Origin of the sequence: Escherichia sp. WS2035 (assembly GCF_046487065.1) — a bacterium.
GTDB lineage: Bacteria > Pseudomonadota > Gammaproteobacteria > Enterobacterales > Enterobacteriaceae > Escherichia > Escherichia coli.
The window spans coordinates 104,877-124,160 of record NZ_JBJQKD010000006.1 but is presented as its reverse complement, the minus strand read 5'-3'; the positions used below and the strand labels follow the sequence as shown (position 1 = coordinate 124,160).

Here is a 19,284-nt window from a genome sequence, read left to right as displayed (position 1 = left end):
CGTGCAGAGAGGTTATTTATGGCCACGCCATATATATCGATGGCGGGGATCGGCAAGTCCTTTGGTCCGGTTCACGCATTAAAGTCGGTTAATTTAACGGTTTATCCTGGTGAAATACATGCATTACTAGGAGAAAATGGCGCGGGTAAATCCACGCTAATGAAAGTGTTATCCGGAATACATGAGCCAACCAAAGGCACCATTACCATTAATAACATTAACTATAACAAACTGGATCATAAATTAGCGGCACAACTCGGTATCGGGATTATTTATCAGGAACTCAGCGTTATTGATGAATTAACCGTACTGGAAAATTTATATATTGGTCGTCATCTGACGAAAAAAATCTGCGGTGTCAATATTATCGACTGGCGAGAAATGCGTGTCCGCGCCGCAATGATGTTATTACGCGTGGGCTTGAAAGTTGATTTAGATGAGAAAGTGGCGAACTTATCTATCAGCCACAAGCAGATGCTGGAAATTGCCAAAACGCTGATGCTCGACGCCAAAGTCATCATCATGGATGAACCCACCTCCTCACTCACCAATAAAGAGGTGGACTATCTGTTTCTGATCATGAATCAGTTGCGTAAGGAGGGTACGGCTATCGTCTATATCTCGCATAAATTGGCGGAAATTCGCCGTATTTGCGACCGCTATACGGTGATGAAAGACGGCAGCAGCGTTTGCAGCGGCATGGTGAGCGATGTGTCAAATGACGATATCGTCCGTCTGATGGTAGGCCGCGAACTGCAAAACCGTTTTAACGCGATGAAGGAGAATGTCAGCAACCTTGCGCACGATACGGTTTTTGAGGTGCGCAACGTCACCAGCCGTGACAGAAAAAAGGTCCGGGATATCTCATTTAGCGTCTGCCGGGGAGAAATATTAGGCTTTGCCGGACTGGTCGGTTCCGGACGTACTGAACTGATGAACTGCCTGTTTGGCGTTGATAAACGCGCTGGCGGAGAAATCCGTCTTAATGGCAAAGATATCTCTCCACGTTCTCCCCTGGATGCCGTGAAAAAAGGGATGGCTTACATCACTGAAAGCCGCCGGGATAACGGCTTTTTCCCCAACTTTTCTATCGCTCAGAACATGGCTATCAGCCGCAGTCTGAAAGACGGCGGCTATAAAGGCGCGATGGGGTTGTTTCATGAAGTTGACGAGCAACGTACCGCTGAAAATCAACGCGAACTGCTGGCGCTGAAATGTCATTCGGTAAACCAGAACATCACTGAACTCTCCGGCGGTAACCAGCAGAAAGTCCTGATCTCCAAATGGCTGTGCTGTCGCCCGGAAGTGATCATTTTCGATGAACCTACCCGTGGCATCGACGTTGGCGCGAAAGCCGAAATTTACAAAGTGATGCGCCAACTGGCGGACGACGGAAAAGTCATCCTGATGGTGTCATCTGAACTACCTGAAATTATCACCGTCTGCGACCGCATCGCCGTGTTCTGCGAAGGACGACTGACGCAAATCCTGACGAATCGCGATGACATGAGCGAAGAGGAGATTATGGCATGGGCTTTACCACAAGAGTAAAAAGCGAAGCGAGCGAGAAGAAACCGTTCAACTTTGCGCTGTTCTGGGATAAATACGGTACTTTTTTTATCCTGGCGATCATCGTCGCCATTTTTGGTTCGCTGTCGTCAGAATATTTTCTGACCACCAATAATATTACCCAGATTTTTGTGCAAAGCTCCGTGACGGTACTGATCGGCATGGGGGAATTCTTCGCTATCCTGGTCGCCGGTATCGACCTTTCGGTTGGCGCGATTCTGGCGCTTTCCGGTATGGTGACCGCTAAACTGATGTTGGCAGGTATTGATCCGTTTCTCGCGGCGCTAATTGGCGGTGTACTGGTTGGCGGCGCACTGGGGGCGATCAACGGCTGCCTGGTCAACTGGACGGGACTACACCCGTTCATTATCACCCTTGGCACCAACGCTATTTTCCGTGGGATCACGCTGGTGATCTCCGATGCCAACTCGGTATACGGCTTCTCATTTGACTTCGTGAACTTCTTTGCCGCCAGCGTAATTGGGATACCTGTCCCCGTTATCTTCTCGCTAATTGTCGCGCTCATCCTTTGGTTTCTGACAACGCGTATGCGGCTCGGGCGCAACATCTACGCACTGGGCGGCAACAAAAACTCGGCGTTCTATTCCGGGATTGACGTGAAATTCCACATCCTGGTGGTGTTTATCATCTCCGGTGTTTGTGCAGGTCTGGCAGGCGTCGTCTCAACTGCACGACTCGGTGCCGCAGAACCGCTTGCCGGTATGGGTTTTGAAACCTATGCCATTGCCAGCGCCATCATTGGCGGCACCAGTTTCTTCGGCGGCAAGGGGCGCATTTTCTCTGTGGTGATTGGCGGGTTGATCATCGGCACCATCAACAACGGTCTGAATATTTTGCAGGTACAAACCTATTACCAACTGGTGGTGATGGGCGGATTAATTATCGCGGCTGTCGCCCTTGACCGTCTTATCAGTAAGTAAGGAATTGAACATGAAAATCTCCCCCTCGTTAATGTGTATGGATCTGCTGAAATTTAAAGAACAGATCGAATTTATCGACAGCCATGCCGATTACTTTCACATCGATATCATGGACGGCCACTTTGTGCCGAATCTGACGCTCTCACCGTTCTTCGTAAGCCAGGTAAAAAAACTGGCGAGTAAACCGCTCGACTGCCATCTGATGGTAACGCGTCCGCAGGATTACATTGCTCAACTGGCACGTGCGGGAGCTGATTTCATCACTTTGCATCCGGAAACTATCAACGGTCAGGCATTCCGCCTGATTGATGAAATCCGCCGTCATGGCATGAAAGTGGGGCTGATTCTTAATCCGGAAACGCCGGTTGAGGCCATGAAATACTATATCCATAAGGCTGATAAAATTACGGTCATGACTGTCGATCCCGGTTTTGCCGGACAACCCTTCATTCCTGAAATGCTGGATAAAGTTGCCGAACTGAAGGCATGGCGTGAACGAAAAGATCTGGAGTACGAAATTGAGGTGGACGGTTCCTGCAACCAGGCAACTTACGAAAAACTAATGGCGGCAGGGGCGGATGTCTTTATCGTCGGCACTTCCGGCCTGTTTAATCATGCGGAAAATATCGACGAAGCATGGAGAATTATGACCGCGCAGATTCTGGCTGCAAAAAGCGAGGTACAGCCTCATGCAAAAACAGCATAACGTCGTAGCGGGCGTGGATATGGGGGCAACGCATATCCGCTTTTGTCTGCGGACAGCAGAAGGTGAAACGCTACACTGCGAAAAAAAGCGGACCGCAGAAGTTATTGCTCCCGACCTGGTGTCGGGTATCGGCGAAATGATTGACGAGCAACTCAGGCGCTTTAACGCTCGCTGTCATGGTCTGGTGATGGGATTTCCGGCGCTGGTCAGTAAAGATAAACGCACCATTATTTCTACGCCTAACCTGCCGTTAACAGCGGCAGATTTATATGATCTCGCCGATAAGCTCGAAAATACGCTGAATTGTCCGGTTGAGTTTTCCCGCGACGTTAACCTGCAACTTTCCTGGGACGTAGTAGAAAACCGCCTTACGCAACAACTGGTTCTGGCGGCCTATCTCGGTACGGGGATGGGGTTCGCAGTGTGGATGAACGGTGCGCCGTGGACGGGTGCACACGGTGTGGCAGGCGAACTGGGCCATATCCCCCTGGGAGATATGACCCAACACTGCGCGTGTGGCAATTCTGGGTGCCTGGAAACCAATTGCTCTGGAATGGCGCTAAGACGCTGGTACGAACAACAGCCCCGAAATTACCCATTGAGCGATCTTTTCGTCCATGCGGAAAACGCCCCTTTCGTCCAGAGTCTGCTTGAAAACGCGGCACGAGCCATTGCCACCAGCATTAATCTGTTCGATCCCGATGCGGTGATTCTGGGCGGTGGCGTGATGGATATGCCCGCCTTCCCACGCGAGACTCTCATTGCCATGACCCAAAAGTACCTGCGCCGTCCACTGCCGTATCAGGTCGTGCGCTTTATTGCCGCCTCATCTTCTGACTTTAATGGCGCTCAGGGTGCAGCAATATTGGCGCATCAACGTTTTTTGCCACAGTCCTGTGCTAAAGTCCCATGAGTAAAGCGTTGGCACAGTAGCGCAATGTCCCGCTGTGCCAACGACAGGTACAATATATATAATAATTACATAAAACAGCCCATATTATTCCCAGCAATGATAGTTCTACTGTAATTTTCCCTCTTCAGCACAAATGCCTAATAAAATGGCTCGTTCCGCTCACACTTCCACTTATTAAAGTCGCAAATTCCCAATTATGATAACGCCAGCTTTAAATGACGTATTTTGCATGGATTACATATTTACGACATAAATGATAAATGGAGATTTATATGAATAACTCTCGGTTATTCCGTTTGAGCAGGATTGTTATTGCGTTCACTGCCGCCAGCGGCATGATGATAAATACCGCTTACGCAACAGATGAGGCGAAAGCCGCCACTCAATATACCCAACAGGTTAATCAGAATTACGCCAAATCATTACCGTTTAGCGATCGCCAGGATTTTGACGATGCTCAGCGTGGATTTATCGCTCCGCTGCTGGATGAAGGTATTCTGCGTGATGCGAACGGTAAAATTTACTACCGCGCGAATGATTACAAATTTGATATTAATGCCGCTGCGCCGGAAACCGTAAACCCCAGCCTGTGGCGTCAGTCGCAGATCAACGGCATTTCAGGCCTGTTCAAAGTCACCGATAAAATGTATCAGGTGCGCGGCCAGGATATCTCTAACATTACGTTCGTTGAGGGCGAGAAAGGCATTATTGTTATTGACCCACTGGTGACGCCACCTGCCGCAAAAGCCGCACTTGACCTTTACTTCCAGCATCGTCCGCAAAAACCGATTGTTGCCGTTATCTACACTCACAGCCACGCCGACCACTACGGCGGCGTGAAAGGTATTATCTCTGAAGCCGATGTTAAATCCGGCAAAGTTCAGGTGATTGCTCCAGCTGGCTTTATGGACGAAGCCATCAGCGAAAACGTGCTGGCGGGTAACATCATGAGCCGCCGTGCGCTCTACTCTTACGGTCTGTTACTGCCGCACAACGCGCAAGGCAACGTGGGCAACGGCCTCGGCGTGACGCTGGCAACGGGCGACCCGAGCATTATTGCACCGACTAAAACTATCGTCAGAACTGGCGAGAAGATGATTATCGACGGCCTGGAGTTTGACTTCCTGATGACCCCAGGTAGCGAAGCGCCAGCGGAAATGCACTTCTATATTCCGGCCCTGAAAGCCCTGTGTACCGCCGAGAATGCCACGCATACCCTGCACAACTTCTACACCCTGCGCGGCGCGAAAACCCGCGACACCAGCAAGTGGACCGAGTATCTGAACGAAACATTGGATATGTGGGGTAACGACGCGGAAGTACTGTTTATGCCGCACACCTGGCCGGTCTGGGGCAATAAGCATATCAATGATTATATTGGTAAATATCGCGATACTATCAAGTACATTCACGACCAGACCCTGCACCTGGCGAACCAGGGCTACACCATGAATGAAATCGGCGACATGATTAAGCTGCCGCCTGCGCTTGCCAATAACTGGGCCAGCCGCGGCTATTACGGTTCTGTCAGCCACAACGCCCGCGCGGTATATAACTTCTATCTTGGCTATTACGACGGTAACCCGGCTAACCTGCATCCGTATGGTCAGGTGGAGATGGGTAAACGTTACGTGCAGGCGCTGGGCGGTTCTGCCCGCGTCATCAACCTGGCGCAAGAAGCGAACAAGCAAGGTGATTATCGCTGGTCGGCAGAACTGCTGAAACAGGTGATTGCCGCCAACCCGGGTGACCAGGTCGCGAAGAATCTGCAAGCGAATAACTTTGAACAGCTGGGCTATCAGGCCGAGTCCGCCACATGGCGCGGTTTCTACCTGACCGGCGCGAAAGAGCTGCGCGAAGGGGTGCATAAGTTCAGCCACGGCACCACCGGTTCCCCGGACACCATTCGTGGGATGTCGGTCGAAATGCTGTTCGACTTTATGTCCGTTCGCCTCGATAGCGCGAAAGCCGCGGGTAAAAATATCAGCCTGAACTTCAATATGAACAACGGCGATAACCTCAACCTGACGCTGAACGATAGCGTGCTTAACTACCGTAAAACACTGCAACCGCAAGCTGACGCCTCTTTCTACATCAGCCGTGAAGATCTGCACGCCGTGCTGACCGGACAGGCAAAAATGGCTGATCTGGTGAAAGCGAAGAAAGCCAAAATTATTGGCAATGGTGCGAAACTGGAAGAAATTATCGCCTGTCTGGATAATTTCGATTTGTGGGTGAATATCGTAACCCCAAATTAATATCACTCGCTTTTGGGGGCGTAAACGCTCCCGAAAGTATTTATATTAAAAATATATACAGAAAATTAATACATAATATATATAAGTTATGAATGCGGTGGCTGAATAAAGCTATTTTTATTCATCGAGAAAATAGCCATACTGACGCCTTCAATGGATATTGATATTCACTACAGATATTGTTCGCAGCAGACAGGATGTATTTAATATGCCAACAGTTCTCTCTCGCATAGCGATGCAACTCAAAAAAATAGCCTGGATAATTCCCGTCTTCATGGTTTCGGGATGCTCATTATCTCCGGCAATCCCGGTGATCGGCGCTTATTATCCCGGCTGGTTTTTCTGCGCCATTGCCAGCCTTATTTTGACGCTCATCACGAGGCGAATTATTCAGCGGACAAATATCAATCTGGCATTTGTCGGAATTATTTATACCGCCCTTTTTGCTCTCTACGCCATGCTGTTCTGGCTGGCATTTTTCTAATCAATTTGAGACGCGCTCATGGAAAGTACGCCGAAAAAAGCTCCTCGCAGTAAATTCCCTGCTCTGTTAGTGGTTGCGTTGGCGCTGGTTGCCCTTGTTTTCGTTATCTGGCGCGTAGACAGTGCGCCATCAACTAATGACGCTTACGCGTCAGCAGATACCATTGATGTGGTGCCGGAAGTCAGCGGTCGCATTGTAGAACTGGCGGTCAGCGACAACCAGGCGGTGAAACAGGGCGATTTGCTGTTCCGCATTGACCCGCGCCCGTACGAAGCCAATCTGGCGAAAGCTGAAGCCTCCCTCGCGGCGCTGGATAAGCAAATTATGCTCACCCAGCGTAGCGTTGACGCGCAACAGTTTGGTGCCGACTCGGTTAATGCCACGGTAGAAAAAGCCCGTGCCGCCGCGAAACAAGCCAGCGATACGTTACGCCGTACCGAACCGCTACTGCGAGAAGGTTTTGTTTCTGCGGAAGAGGTTGACCGTGCAAGAACCGCCCAGCGTGCGGCAGAAGCGGACCTTAATGCCGTATTGTTGCAGGCGCAGTCAGCCGCCAGTGCCGTCAGCGGCGTCGATGCGCTGGTCGCCCAACGTGCGGCGGTCGAAGCGGATATTGCCCTGACCAAACTGCATCTGGAAATGGCGACCGTTCGCGCGCCGTTTGATGGCCGGGTCATTTCCCTCAAAACCTCCGTCGGGCAATTTGCTTCTGCCATGCGCCCTATTTTCACCCTAATCGACACTCGTCACTGGTACGTGATCGCCAATTTCCGCGAAACTGATCTGAAAAATATTCGCTCAGGTACACCCGCAACGATTCGCCTGATGAGCGACAGCGGCAAAACCTTCGAGGGTAAAGTGGATTCGATTGGCTACGGCGTGCTACCGGATGACGGCGGCCTGGTGCTGGGCGGCCTGCCGAAAGTGTCGCGTTCTATTAACTGGGTCCGCGTTGCCCAGCGTTTTCCGGTCAAAATCATGGTTGATAAACCTGACCCGGAAATGTTCCGCATCGGCGCTTCGGCAGTCGCTAATCTTGAGCCGCAATAATGAGCGCGCTCAACTCCCTGCCATTACCGGTGGTCAGGCTGCTGGCGTTCTTTCATGAAGAGTTAAGCGAGCGGCGGCCAGGTCGTGTGCCGCAGACCGTGCAACTCTGGGTAGGCTGCCTACTGGTGATTCTGATCTCGATGACTTTTGAGATCCCTTTTGTGGCGTTATCGCTGGCAGTGCTGTTTTACGGTATTCAGTCGAACGCGTTTTACACCAAATTTGTGGCGATCTTGTTTGTGGTTGCCACGGTGCTGGAGATCGGCAGCCTGTTTTTGATCTACAAATGGTCATACGGCGAACCGTTGATCCGATTGATCATCGCCGGGCCGATCCTGATGGGCTGCATGTTTTTGATGCGCACCCATCGGCTGGGGCTGGTCTTTTTCGCCGTCGCCATTGTCGCTATTTACGGGCAAACCTTCCCCGCCATGCTCGACTATCCGGAAGTGGTCGTGCGCTTAACCCTGTGGTGTATCGTTGTCGGCCTCTACCCGACGTTATTGATGACGTTAATCGGCGTGCTGTGGTTTCCCAGCCGCGCTATCACGCAGATGCATCAGGCGCTTAATGATCGGCTTGATGATGCCATTAGCCACCTGACGGACAGCCTCGCACCGCTACCCGAAACGCGGATTGAAAGAGAGGCGCTGGCGCTGCAAAAACTCAATGTCTTTTGCCTCGCGGACGATGCCAACTGGCGAACTCAGAGCGCATGGTGGCAAAGCTGCGTGGCAACGGTAACCTACATTTACTCGACGCTGAATCGCTACGATCCCACCTCTTTTGCTGATTCTCAGGCAATTATTGAATTCCGACAAAAATTAGCCTCAGAAATCAACAAACTGCAGCATGCCATTGCCGAAGGTCAGTGCTGGCAAAGCGACTGGCGGATCACTGAAAGTGAAGCGATGGCGGCACGGGAATGTAACCTGGAGAATATCTGCCAGACATTGTTGCAACTGGGTCAGATGGACCCGAATACGCCGCCAACGCCCGCCACCAAACCGCCATCAATAGTCGCCGACGCTTTTACCAATCCAGACTATATGCGCTACGCGGTAAAAACGCTGCTCGCCTGTTTGATCTGTTACACCTTCTACAGCGGCGTGGACTGGGAAGGCATTCACACCTGTATGCTGACCTGCGTGATCGTCGCTAATCCAAATGTCGGTTCGTCGTACCAGAAGATGGTGCTGCGTTTTGGCGGGGCCTTTTGCGGCGCGATTCTGGCGCTGTTATTCACGCTACTGGTCATGCCCTGGCTGGACAATATTGTCGAATTGCTGTTTGTGCTGGCACCGATTTTCCTGTTGGGCGCATGGATTGCCACCAGCTCTGAACGCTCTTCTTATATCGGCACACAGATGGTGGTCACCTTCGCGCTCGCCACGCTCGAAAACGTTTTTGGCCCGGTGTACGACCTGGTGGAAATTCGCGATCGCGCTCTGGGTATCATCATTGGTACCGTGGTGTCGGCGGTGATTTACACCTTTGTCTGGCCTGAAAGCGAAGCGCGCACGCTGCCGCAAAAACTGGCTGGCGCGCTGGGTATGTTGAGTAAAGTAATGCGGATCCCACGCCAGCAGGAAGTCACGGCTCTGCGCACTTATCTGCAAATTCGCATAGGTCTGCATGCGGCGTTTAATGCCTGTGAAGAGATGTGCCAACGCGTGGTGCTGGAGCGTCAACTGGACAGCGAAGAACGCGCCTTACTGATTGAACGTTCGCAAACGGTTATTCGTCAGGGCCGCGATATTCTTCACGCCTGGGATGCCACCTGGAACTCGGCGCAGGCGCTGGATAACGCACTACAGCCGGACAGAGCAGGTCAGTTTGCCGACGCACTGGAGAAATACGCCGCTGGTCTGGCAACCGCACTCAGCCGTTCTCCTCAAATAACGCTTGAAGAAACACCCGCCTCGCAGGCCATCCTGCCCACCTTATTAAAACAGGAGCAACACGTCTGCCAGCTTTTCGCCCGCTTGCCAGACTGGACAGCCCCGGCATTAACGCCCGCCAAGGAACAGGCACAAGGAGCCACACAATGATCAATCGTCAACTTTCACGTCTGCTGTTGTGCAGCATTCTCGGCAGCACGACGCTGATTTCCGGCTGTGCCCTGGTACGTAAGGATTCTGCGCCTCATCAACAGCTCAAACCGGAACAAATCAAACTGGCCGATGATATTCATCTTGCCAGCTCCGGCTGGCCGCAGGCGCAGTGGTGGAAACAACTCAATGACCCGCAGCTGGATGCGCTGATCCAACGGACTCTAAATGGTTCACACCCCCTCGCCGAAGCGAAACTGCGGGAAGAAAAAGCGCAGTCCCAGGCCGATTTGTTAGATGCCGGTTCACAATTACAGGTCGCAGCGTTAGGGATGCTCAACCGCCAACGCGTCTCGGCGAACGGCTTTTTAAGCCCTTATGCGATGGATGCGCCAGCACTGGGTATGGACGGGCCGTACTATACGGAAGCCACAGTCGGTTTGTTTGCCGGACTGGATCTCGATTTGTGGGGTGTGCATCGCTCAGCGGTTGCTGCCGCCATTAGCGCGCATAATGCCGCGCTGGCAGAAACCGCAGCAGTAGAGCTATCGCTGACCACGGGCGTAGCGCAGCTTTATTACAGTATGCAGGCCAGCTATCAGATGCTCGATCTGTTAGAACAAACTCGCGATGTGATTGATTACGCGGTGAAAGCGCACCAGAGTAAAGTGGCGCACGGTCTGGAAGCGCAAGTGCCTTTCCACGGCGCGCGGGCACAGATTCTGGCGGTCGATAAACAAATTGCTGCCGTCAAAGGGCAAATCACCGAAACGCGAGAATCTCTGCGTGCATTGATTGGCGCGGGAGCCAGCGATATGCCGGAGATCAAACCGGTGGCATTACCGCAAGTCCAGACCGGTATTCCGGCGACACTCTCTTATGAGTTGCTCGCCAGACGCCCGGATCTGCAAGCCATGCGCTGGTATGTTCAGGCGTCATTAGATCAGGTGGATTCCGCGCGGGCGCTGTTCTATCCGAGCTTTGATATCAAAGCGTTTTTCGGCCTGGATTCTATCCACCTGGATACCTTATTCAAAAAAACCAGTCGCCAGTTCAACTTTATCCCAGGTCTGAAATTGCCGCTGTTTGACGGTGGACGGTTGAATGCCAATCTCGAAGGCACTCGCGCCGCCAGCAACATGATGATTGAACGTTACAACCAGTCAGTACTGAACGCGGTGCGTGACGTTGCCGTCAACGGCACACGTCTGCAAACGCTCAACGACGAGCGAGAGATGCAGGCTGAACGCGTAGAAGCAACGCGCTTCACCCAGCGCGCAGCCGAGGCCGCCTACCAACGCGGCTTAACCAGCCGCTTACAGGCCACCGAAGCCCGGTTGCCAGTGCTTGCCGAAGAGATGTCATTACTGATGCTGGACAGCCGCCGGGTGATCCAAAGCATTCAGTTGATGAAATCGCTGGGCGGCGGGTATCAGGCGGCTCCCGTCGTCGAGAAAAAATAAAATGTCTACCGCGTGATGGCTGTCACGCGGTATTTCGTTTCGTCACGTCAAAACTGACGACAGCCTGTTTTTCGTCAGAGTTTTGAATAAATAGTGCCCGTAATATCAGGGAATGACCCCAAATAAAATGTGGCATAAAAGATGCATACTGTAGTCGAGAGCGCGTATGCGTGATTTGATTAACTGGAGCGAGACCGATGAAAAAAGTCGTCACGGTTTGCCCCTATTGCGCATCAGGTTGCAAAATCAACCTGGTCGTCGATAACGGCAAAATCGTCCGGGCGGAGGCAGCGCAGGGGAAAACCAACCAGGGTACCCTGTGTCTGAAGGGTTATTATGGCTGGGACTTCATTAACGATACCCAGATCCTGACCCCGCGCCTGAAAACCCCCATGATCCGTCGCCAGCGTGGCGGCAAACTCGAACCTGTTTCCTGGGATGAGGCACTGAATTACGTTGCCGAGCGCCTGAGCGCCATCAAAGAGAAGTACGGTCCGGATGCCATCCAGACGACCGGCTCCTCGCGCGGTACGGGTAACGAAACCAACTATGTAATGCAAAAATTTGCGCGCGCCGTTATTGGTACCAATAACGTTGACTGCTGCGCTCGTGTCTGACACGGCCCATCGGTTGCAGGTCTGCACCAATCGGTCGGTAATGGCGCAATGAGCAATGCTATTAACGAAATTGATAATACCGATTTAGTGTTCGTTTTCGGGTATAACCCGGCGGATTCCCACCCAATCGTGGCGAATCACGTAATTAACGCTAAACGTAACGGGGCGAAAATTATCGTCTGCGATCCGCGCAAAATTGAAACCGCGCGCATTGCTGACATGCACATTGCACTGAAAAACGGCTCGAACATCGCGCTGTTGAATGCGATGGGCCATGTCATTATTGAAGAAAATCTGTACGACAAAGCGTTCGTCGCTTCCCGTACAGAAGGCTTTGAAGAGTATCGTAAAATCGTTGAAGGCTACACGCCGGAGTCGGTTGAAGATATCACCGGCGTCAGCGCCAGTGAGATTCGTCAGGCGGCGCGGATGTATGCCCAGGCAGAAAGCGCCGCCATCCTGTGGGGCATGGGGGTAACCCAGTTCTATCAGGGCGTGGAAACCGTGCGTTCTCTGACCAGCCTCGCGATGCTGACCGGTAACCTCGGTAAGCCACATGCGGGTGTAAACCCGGTTCGTGGTCAGAACAACGTGCAGGGTGCCTGCGATATGGGCGCGCTGCCGGATACGTATCCGGGCTATCAGTACGTGAAAGATCCGGCTAACCGCGAGAAATTTGCCAAAGCCTGGGGCGTAGAGAGCCTGCCAGCGCATACCGGTTATCGTATCAGCGAGCTGCCGCACCGCGTGGCGCATGGTGAAGTGAGAGCGGCGTACATTATGGGCGAAGATCCGCTGCAAACTGACGCGGAACTGTCGGCAGTACGTAAAGCCTTTGAAGATCTGGAACTGGTTATCGTTCAGGACATCTTTATGACCAAAACCGCGTCGGCGGCGGATGTCATTTTACCGTCAACGTCGTGGGGCGAGCATGAAGGCGTGTTTACTGCGGCTGACCGTGGCTTCCAGCGTTTCTTCAAGGCGGTTGAGCCGAAGTGGGATCTGAAAACGGACTGGCAAATCATCAGTGAAATTGCCACTCGTATGGGTTATCCGATGCACTACAACAACACCCAGGAGATCTGGGATGAGTTGCGTCATCTGTGCCCGGATTTCTACGGTGCGACTTACGAGAAAATGGGCGAACTGGGCTTCATTCAGTGGCCTTGCCGCGATACTTCAGATGCCGATCAGGGGACTTCTTATCTGTTTAAAGAGAAGTTTGATACCCCGAACGGTCTGGCGCAGTTCTTCACCTGCGACTGGGTAGCGCCAATCGACAAACTCACCGACGAATACCCGATGGTACTGTCAACGGTGCGTGAAGTTGGTCACTACTCTTGCCGTTCGATGACCGGTAACTGTGCGGCACTGGCGGCGCTGGCTGATGAACCTGGCTACGCACAAATCAATACCGAAGACGCCAAACGTCTGGGTATTGAAGATGAGGCATTGGTTTGGGTGCACTCGCGTAAAGGCAAAATTATCACCCGTGCGCAGGTCAGCGATCGTCCGAACAAAGGGGCGATTTACATGACCTACCAGTGGTGGATTGGTGCCTGTAACGAGCTGGTGACCGAAAACTTAAGCCCGATTACGAAAACGCCGGAATACAAATACTGCGCCGTGCGCGTCGAGCCGATCGCCGATCAGCGCGCCGCCGAGCAGTACGTGATTGACGAGTACAACAAGTTGAAAACTCGCCTGCGCGAAGCGGCACTGGCGTAATACCGCTTAAACTCACGTTAAAAGCGGTGATATTACCCAACGCCTTTGTATCAATCCGGAAACGACTCTCTGTTTCCGGATTTTTTTATACATACCTGCGCAGTCAAACCAGCCTATCCTGGTTATTAGCGACGTCTTCTCGGTTGTTCTTCTATTCCAGTCACGATTGCAAATGAGAATTATCTTTACTCAATTCTCATCGCGGCCTAACGTAATAATACTTTACATTTGATGAACCAAATTTCGGTAAGGTGAGAAATCATCGACCGTTTAACTCGTTCTATTAACGGGATATTTTGGCGCGATTAATGCAACAAAACCCCGTCTGATAGAATATTAATAACCTCAAAGTAATTTCAGGGATTGGGAAGCATATGATTAAAAAACTATTACCTTTACTGGTTTTAAGCACAATTTCCGCCACAACCGTTGCCGCTACACCGCCTAATACGTTGGTTGTAGCCCAGGGGCTGGATGATATTGTGAGCCTGGACCCGGCAGAAGCTAATGAACTCTCAAGTATTCAGACTGTACCAAGTCTGTATCAACGCGTAGTGCAACCGGACCGTAATGATCCGACGAAAATTACTCCGATTCTGGCGGAAAGTTGGCAGGCTGACCCCGCAGCCAAAACGCTAACCATAAAACTGAAAAGCGATGCGAAATTTGCCTCTGGTAATCCGGTACGCCCGGAAGATGTGATTTACTCTTATGTCCGGGCTGTCACACTGAATAAATCCGGTGCGTTTATTCTCAATGTGCTGGGATGGCAGCCGGAAAATATCGCCAGCCAGTTGAAGAAAATCGATGACCATACCGTCCAGGTGCAATGGAGTGCCGACGTCAGCCCGGCTCTGGCACTGAATATTCTCTCCACACCAATCGCCTCAATTGTTGACGAGAAGCTGGTTGCGCCAAACGCCAAAAATAACGACTTTGGTAATGAATGGCTGAAGATGCATTCCGCTGGCAGCGGCGCGTTTAAAATGCGTACTTACCAACCGCATCAGGCCATCGTGATGGAAGCCAACGCCAGCTCACCAACCGGCGCCCCGAAACTGAAAAGCGTCATCATCAAAAATGTTCCCGATCCGGCAACACGTCGCCTGCTGATCCAACAAGGTGATGCTGATATGGCTCGTGATCTGGGAGCCGATCAAATCGATGCATTACAGGGTAAACCTGGCGTAAAAGTGATGAGCATTGCCTCCGCCGAACAGAACTACCTGGCCTTCAATACCGGTAACAAGGATAACCCGCTGATGAGTAATCCTGCGTTCTGGGAGGCCGCTCGCTGGTTGGTCGATTACGACGGCATCACCAAAAATCTCTTAAAAGGACAATATTTTACCCATCAGAGTTTCCTGCCCGTGGGCTTTCCTGGAGCACTGGAAGAAACACCGTTTACCTTTAATCCAGCCAAAGCAAAAGAGATCCTCGCTAAAGCCGGAATCAAAGACCCGCACTTCACGCTTGATGTCGAAAATAAACCGCCATTTATTACCATCGCGCAGTCAATTCAGGCCAGCTTTGCTCAGGGCGGTGTAAAAGTTGATTTGCTGCCAGCCGCAGGGAGTCAGGTCTACTCTCGCGTTCGCGCCCACCAGCATCAGGGGGCCATTCGTATGTGGTTGCCTGATTATTTTGACGCACATTCCAACGCCAGCTCTTTCGCCTATAACGATGGCAAATCCAGCACCGTTGCCGGGTTAAACGGCTGGAAAATCCCGGAACTGAACAAAGAAACGCTGGCGGCCATCGCTGAACCTGATAGCACTAAACGTCTTGATTTGTATAAGAAAATGCAACAAGAACTACAACGTAGTTCCCCGTATGTCTTTATTGATCAAGGCAAAACGCAAATTGTCATGCGTGATAATGTGCAGGGGTATCAACAAGGGTTGAATGCCGATATGGTCTGGTTTGATCAGGTAACCAAATAACCCTGTATGCAACTCGCGTCCAGCCATGTTACCGGGCGCGGTACCAGGGCTGGCCTGTATTGCAGGCCAGCCGCTGATTTATCACTGTATGGAAAGATCATGTCTGTCGTTTTTTCCACTCGCGCAAGATGGCGAGGCAAACGCCCTCTGCTCGCGCTGTTGCAAGGGCTGTTTACCGTTGCTCTGACGCTACTCGGCCTGCTGCTGATTACCTTTGCGCTTTCGGCTCTCTCACCGGTCGATCGCGTACTACAAATCGTTGGCGATCACGCCAGCCAGTCCACCTATGATCAGGTACGCCACCAGTTAGGATTGGATCAGCCGTTAGCCGTCCAGTTCTGGCATTACCTGATGAATCTGGCACACGGCGATCTGGGCATCGCCAGCTCCACCGGGCAACCAGTACTCCAGGACTTGCTATCAGCATTCCCGGCGACCATTGAACTGGCAACGTTGGCGCTTATTGTCGGTGCTGTTGTCGGCGTCATTGCGGGTGTACTTTGCGCCCGTTATGTCGGTTCTCCGCTGGATTTCACCGTGCGAACATTAACTCTACTGGGAAATTCCGTCCCTGTTTTTTGGCTTGGTCTGCTGATGCTGGCGCTGTTCTACGCCAGACTGCAATGGAGTGCCGGGCCGGGCAGGCTGGATGATATTTATCAATTCACCATAGAACCCCGCAGCGGATTTGCGCTGATTGATACGTGGCTTTCTGGCGATCGCGAGGCATTTACCAATGCAATCAACCATTTGATACTTCCGGTTTTATTACTGGCGTACTTCTCGCTCGCCAGTATTACGCGCCTGACTCGTTCCGCCTGTCTTGGCGAAATGAATAAAGAATATATTCTGCTGGCGCGCGCCAAAGGGGCCAGCGAGATGACAATTTTGCTACGTCATGTTTTACCCAACATTCGCGGCACCTTGCTCACCGTTATCGCCCTCGCCTATACATCAATGCTGGAAGGCGCGGTACTGACAGAAACCGTCTTTTCATGGCCAGGTATTGGGCGCTACCTCACTACAGCGCTCTTCGCGGGTGATACCACAGCAATCATGGGAGGAACGCTGCTGATTGGCGTCTGCTTTGTGTTGATAAATAACTTAACCGACCTGCTGGTCCGGCTGACCGATCCGAGGTTACGCTGATGCCGATGTTTCTCTTTTTACGCCGTTTACGCCATTCACCCGCCGCGTTTTGCGGGTTGATAATTATCCTGTTATTGATGCTAATTGCGCTCTTCGCGCCGTGGCTGGCACCTCACGATCCTAACTGGCAGGATGCGGCGGCGCGATTACAAGCACCGAGTCGTCAGCACTGGCTCGGCACTGACAGTTACGGGCGAGACCTACTTTCACGTTTAATCTACGGCAGCCGCCCGGCACTGGGGCTGGTGGCATTGGTGACAATCATTACACTCCCGGTCGGTCTGCTGATTGGCATTTTAGCCGGGTACTACGGCGGCTGGCTGGAACGCGTGCTGATGCGTTTTACTGACATAGTAATGTCAATGCCGCGTTTAATTCTGGCTTTTGCTTTTGTTGCCATGCTGGGGCCGGGGCTGGTTAACGGCGCACTGGCCCTTGCATTAACCACCTGGCCTGCTTATGCGCGTCAGGCACGGAGTGAGATCCAACGTCTGCGACACAGTGATTATCTTGCCGCCGCAGAAATGATGGGCATCCGCGGCAGGCGTCTGCTGGCTGGTCATATTTTGCCATTGTGCCTGCCATCTGCCATTGTCCGTCTGGCGCTGGATTTAGCGGGTATCATTCTGGCGGCTGCTGGTCTGGGTTTTCTTGGGCTTGGTGCTCGCCCGCCAATGGCGGAATGGGGAGCCATGATCGCCGACGGTATGCAGGTCATTTTTGATCAATGGTGGATTGCCGCCGCTCCCGGCGCAATTATCTTAATTGCCAGTCTGGCCTTTAATCTGCTGGGTGATGGCTTGCGCGATGTTCTGGAGCCTCAACATGACTGACTCACGTCTTAGTATCAACAATCTCTGCGTCGATTATCCGGAGTCCCGGGTCGTCAACAATGTCAGTTTTACATTAGGCAATGAACGTCTGGCGCTGGTCGGTGAGTCGGGTTCAGGTAAGTCCATGACCGCCCGCGCCCTGATGGGGCTGGTGCGTAAACCGGGTGTAGTAACCGCGGACACACTTAACATTCTGGGGCGTGATGCACTCACCCTTAACGCGCGTGGATGGCAACAGTTGCGCGGTAACGATATCGCGATGGTATTGCAAGATCCGCGTTACGCGCTTAATCCAGTAAAGACAGTAAAAGCGCAACTGGAAGAGGCGCTTACGCTCCATCAACGTCTGAACCGCCGCGAGAAAGAAGAGAAAATAAACACCGCAATTCAGGCTGTCGGCCTCAATACGCGAGTACTGCAAAGCTATCCTCGTGAACTTTCTGGCGGCATGGGGCAGCGAGTGATGATTGCAATTGCGCTCATCAACGATCCCCGGGTATTGATTGCCGATGAGCCAACATCAGCACTAGATGTGCGCCTGCGTAATCAGATTCTGGAACTGCTGGTTACCCAGTGTGAACAACGTCAGATGGCAATGTTGCTGATCAGTCACGACCTGCCATTAGTTGCCCAATTTTGCCATCGGGTGCTGGTGATGTATCAGGGAAATAAGGTGGATGAAATGCACGCTGCTGCGCTACCTACAGCAACGCATCCTTACACGCGCACACTGTGGACTTGCCGCCCAAATGCACAAACTTACGGGCAGATGCTGCCGACGCTGGACAGGACGGCAATGACGCCGGAGAAATACCATGACGATTGTTGAAATTAATCACTTACAGGTGACTTTTGCTGAGAAAACCGCAGTTTCTGCCGCCAGTTTTTCGGTTAATGCCGGAGAGACATTTAGTTTAATTGGCGAATCAGGCTGCGGAAAATCCACGATTTTGCGCGTAATTGCTGGATTACAGCGCGACTGGCACGGTCAGGTGTCACTGTTTGGGCACACCATCAAACCAGGAATGCGTTTTCAGGGCGATCTCCGCCGCAATGTGCAAATGGTGTTTCAGGATCCCTATGCCTCGTTGCATCCCAATCATACTCTGTGGCGAACGCTGGCTGAACCACTCAAAATTCGTGGCGAAAGAGAAATAGAAAAACGCGTCCAGACTGCACTGGAACAGGTTGGCTTGCCTTTCGACGCCGCTCGTCGCTACCCACACCAGCTTTCCGGTGGTCAACGGCAACGTGTGGTTATTGCTCGCGCCCTGTTGTTACGACCACAACTTCTTCTGCTGGATGAACCCACCTCGGCGTTGGATATGTCGGTACAAGCGGAAATCCTTAATTTGTTGAATCAACTTAAGCTGGAACACCAAATGACATATCTGCTGGTCAGTCACGATGCCGATGTCATCGCGCATATGTCTGATCGAGCGGCATTGATGTCCGAGGGAAAAATTCAGCGATTTTTTGATCGCGACGCCATGGAAAAGGGGGAACATCGGATGGATTAAAAAACCTGACATTGCATTAATTCATTCTGCTTTCAGGTCTTTTTACAGTTGTTTTTTTG

15 protein-coding genes are annotated in these 19,284 nt (G+C 52.0%); all 15 read left to right on the top strand.

Going from position 1 to position 19,284, the window contains the following annotated elements; translation table 11 throughout:
- Nucleotides 1–18 precede the first annotated feature (18 nt).
- Nucleotides 19–1,551, top strand: coding sequence for a D-allose ABC transporter ATP-binding protein AlsA (gene alsA / locus ACJHX4_RS12210; protein WP_000235245.1), 1,533 nt, complete (start codon nucleotides 19–21; stop codon nucleotides 1,549–1,551).
- Complete coding sequence (alsC, locus tag ACJHX4_RS12205; protein ID WP_000507111.1) at nucleotides 1,530–2,510, top strand: D-allose ABC transporter permease; 981 nt, start codon at nucleotides 1,530–1,532, stop codon at nucleotides 2,508–2,510. Before alsA ends, alsC begins: the two co-directional genes overlap by 22 nt.
- A 10-nt stretch (nucleotides 2,511–2,520) precedes the next feature.
- Nucleotides 2,521–3,216, top strand: a complete 696-nt coding sequence (alsE, locus tag ACJHX4_RS12200) for a D-allulose-6-phosphate 3-epimerase (RefSeq protein ID WP_001296654.1) — start codon at nucleotides 2,521–2,523, stop codon at nucleotides 3,214–3,216.
- Nucleotides 3,200–4,129: an allose kinase gene (gene alsK, locus ACJHX4_RS12195; protein WP_001171678.1), complete on the top strand. Its 930-nt coding sequence runs from the start codon at nucleotides 3,200–3,202 to the stop codon at nucleotides 4,127–4,129. Before alsE ends, alsK begins: the two co-directional genes overlap by 17 nt.
- Before the next feature lie 272 nt (nucleotides 4,130–4,401).
- On the top strand, nucleotides 4,402–6,387 hold the full coding sequence (gene yjcS, locus ACJHX4_RS12190; protein ID WP_001296653.1) for an alkyl sulfatase YjcS: 1,986 nt from the start codon (nucleotides 4,402–4,404) through the stop codon (nucleotides 6,385–6,387).
- A 208-nt stretch (nucleotides 6,388–6,595) separates the two neighbouring features.
- Entirely contained in the window at nucleotides 6,596–6,871 is a 276-nt protein-coding gene (locus ACJHX4_RS12185) for a YtcA family lipoprotein (protein ID WP_001296652.1), read from the top strand.
- A gap of 18 nt (nucleotides 6,872–6,889) precedes the next feature.
- Nucleotides 6,890–7,921 (top strand): multidrug efflux transporter periplasmic adaptor subunit MdtN, encoded by a 1,032-nt coding sequence (gene mdtN, locus ACJHX4_RS12180; RefSeq protein WP_000446347.1) that lies wholly within the window; start codon nucleotides 6,890–6,892, stop codon nucleotides 7,919–7,921.
- Complete coding sequence (mdtO, locus tag ACJHX4_RS12175) at nucleotides 7,921–9,972, top strand: multidrug efflux transporter permease subunit MdtO (RefSeq protein ID WP_001275227.1); 2,052 nt, start codon at nucleotides 7,921–7,923, stop codon at nucleotides 9,970–9,972. Before mdtN ends, mdtO begins: the two co-directional genes overlap by 1 nt.
- Complete coding sequence (gene mdtP / locus ACJHX4_RS12170) at nucleotides 9,969–11,435, top strand: multidrug efflux transporter outer membrane subunit MdtP (protein ID WP_332279029.1); 1,467 nt, start codon at nucleotides 9,969–9,971, stop codon at nucleotides 11,433–11,435. Before mdtO ends, mdtP begins: the two co-directional genes overlap by 4 nt.
- Nucleotides 11,436–11,632: 197 nt before the next feature.
- Nucleotides 11,633–13,780, top strand: coding sequence for a formate dehydrogenase H subunit alpha, selenocysteine-containing (locus ACJHX4_RS12165; RefSeq protein ID WP_011076734.1), 2,148 nt, complete (start codon nucleotides 11,633–11,635; stop codon nucleotides 13,778–13,780).
- A 374-nt stretch (nucleotides 13,781–14,154) separates the two neighbouring features.
- On the top strand, nucleotides 14,155–15,723 hold the full coding sequence (locus tag ACJHX4_RS12160; RefSeq protein ID WP_000592283.1) for an ABC transporter substrate-binding protein: 1,569 nt from the start codon (nucleotides 14,155–14,157) through the stop codon (nucleotides 15,721–15,723).
- A 99-nt stretch (nucleotides 15,724–15,822) separates the two neighbouring features.
- On the top strand, nucleotides 15,823–16,872 hold the full coding sequence (locus ACJHX4_RS12155) for an ABC transporter permease (protein WP_001296651.1): 1,050 nt from the start codon (nucleotides 15,823–15,825) through the stop codon (nucleotides 16,870–16,872).
- A complete protein-coding gene (locus ACJHX4_RS12150; protein ID WP_001131975.1) occupies nucleotides 16,872–17,705 on the top strand; it encodes an ABC transporter permease in 834 nt (277 codons plus the stop codon). Before ACJHX4_RS12155 ends, ACJHX4_RS12150 begins: the two co-directional genes overlap by 1 nt.
- Nucleotides 17,698–18,534, top strand: a complete 837-nt coding sequence (locus ACJHX4_RS12145) for an ABC transporter ATP-binding protein (protein ID WP_000132446.1) — start codon at nucleotides 17,698–17,700, stop codon at nucleotides 18,532–18,534. Before ACJHX4_RS12150 ends, ACJHX4_RS12145 begins: the two co-directional genes overlap by 8 nt.
- Nucleotides 18,521–19,225 carry an ABC transporter ATP-binding protein gene (locus tag ACJHX4_RS12140; protein ID WP_000156927.1) on the top strand — a complete coding sequence of 235 codons (705 nt, stop codon included), beginning with the start codon at nucleotides 18,521–18,523 and terminating at the stop codon, nucleotides 19,223–19,225. The genes ACJHX4_RS12145 and ACJHX4_RS12140 overlap by 14 nt, the downstream gene beginning before the upstream one ends.
- Nucleotides 19,226–19,284: the final 59 nt, after the last annotated feature.

Bases quoted from the DNA above. Each gene is read 5' to 3' on its own strand.
- ACJHX4_RS12150 (WP_001131975.1), top strand. From the start codon at position 16,872: ATGCCGATGTTTCTCTTTTTACGCCGTTTACGCCATTCACCCGCCGCG.
- mdtP (WP_332279029.1), top strand. From the start codon at position 9,969: ATGATCAATCGTCAACTTTCACGTCTGCTGTTGTGCAGCATTCTCGGC.
- alsA (WP_000235245.1), top strand. From the start codon at position 19: ATGGCCACGCCATATATATCGATGGCGGGGATCGGCAAGTCCTTTGGT.
- ACJHX4_RS12140 (WP_000156927.1), top strand. From the start codon at position 18,521: ATGACGATTGTTGAAATTAATCACTTACAGGTGACTTTTGCTGAGAAA.
- alsK (WP_001171678.1), top strand. From the start codon at position 3,200: ATGCAAAAACAGCATAACGTCGTAGCGGGCGTGGATATGGGGGCAACG.
- alsC (WP_000507111.1), top strand. From the start codon at position 1,530: ATGGGCTTTACCACAAGAGTAAAAAGCGAAGCGAGCGAGAAGAAACCG.
- ACJHX4_RS12185 (WP_001296652.1), top strand. From the start codon at position 6,596: ATGCCAACAGTTCTCTCTCGCATAGCGATGCAACTCAAAAAAATAGCC.
- mdtN (WP_000446347.1), top strand. From the start codon at position 6,890: ATGGAAAGTACGCCGAAAAAAGCTCCTCGCAGTAAATTCCCTGCTCTG.
- alsE (WP_001296654.1), top strand. From the start codon at position 2,521: ATGAAAATCTCCCCCTCGTTAATGTGTATGGATCTGCTGAAATTTAAA.
- ACJHX4_RS12145 (WP_000132446.1), top strand. From the start codon at position 17,698: ATGACTGACTCACGTCTTAGTATCAACAATCTCTGCGTCGATTATCCG.
- mdtO (WP_001275227.1), top strand. From the start codon at position 7,921: ATGAGCGCGCTCAACTCCCTGCCATTACCGGTGGTCAGGCTGCTGGCG.
- ACJHX4_RS12160 (WP_000592283.1), top strand. From the start codon at position 14,155: ATGATTAAAAAACTATTACCTTTACTGGTTTTAAGCACAATTTCCGCC.
- ACJHX4_RS12155 (WP_001296651.1), top strand. From the start codon at position 15,823: ATGTCTGTCGTTTTTTCCACTCGCGCAAGATGGCGAGGCAAACGCCCT.
- yjcS (WP_001296653.1), top strand. From the start codon at position 4,402: ATGAATAACTCTCGGTTATTCCGTTTGAGCAGGATTGTTATTGCGTTC.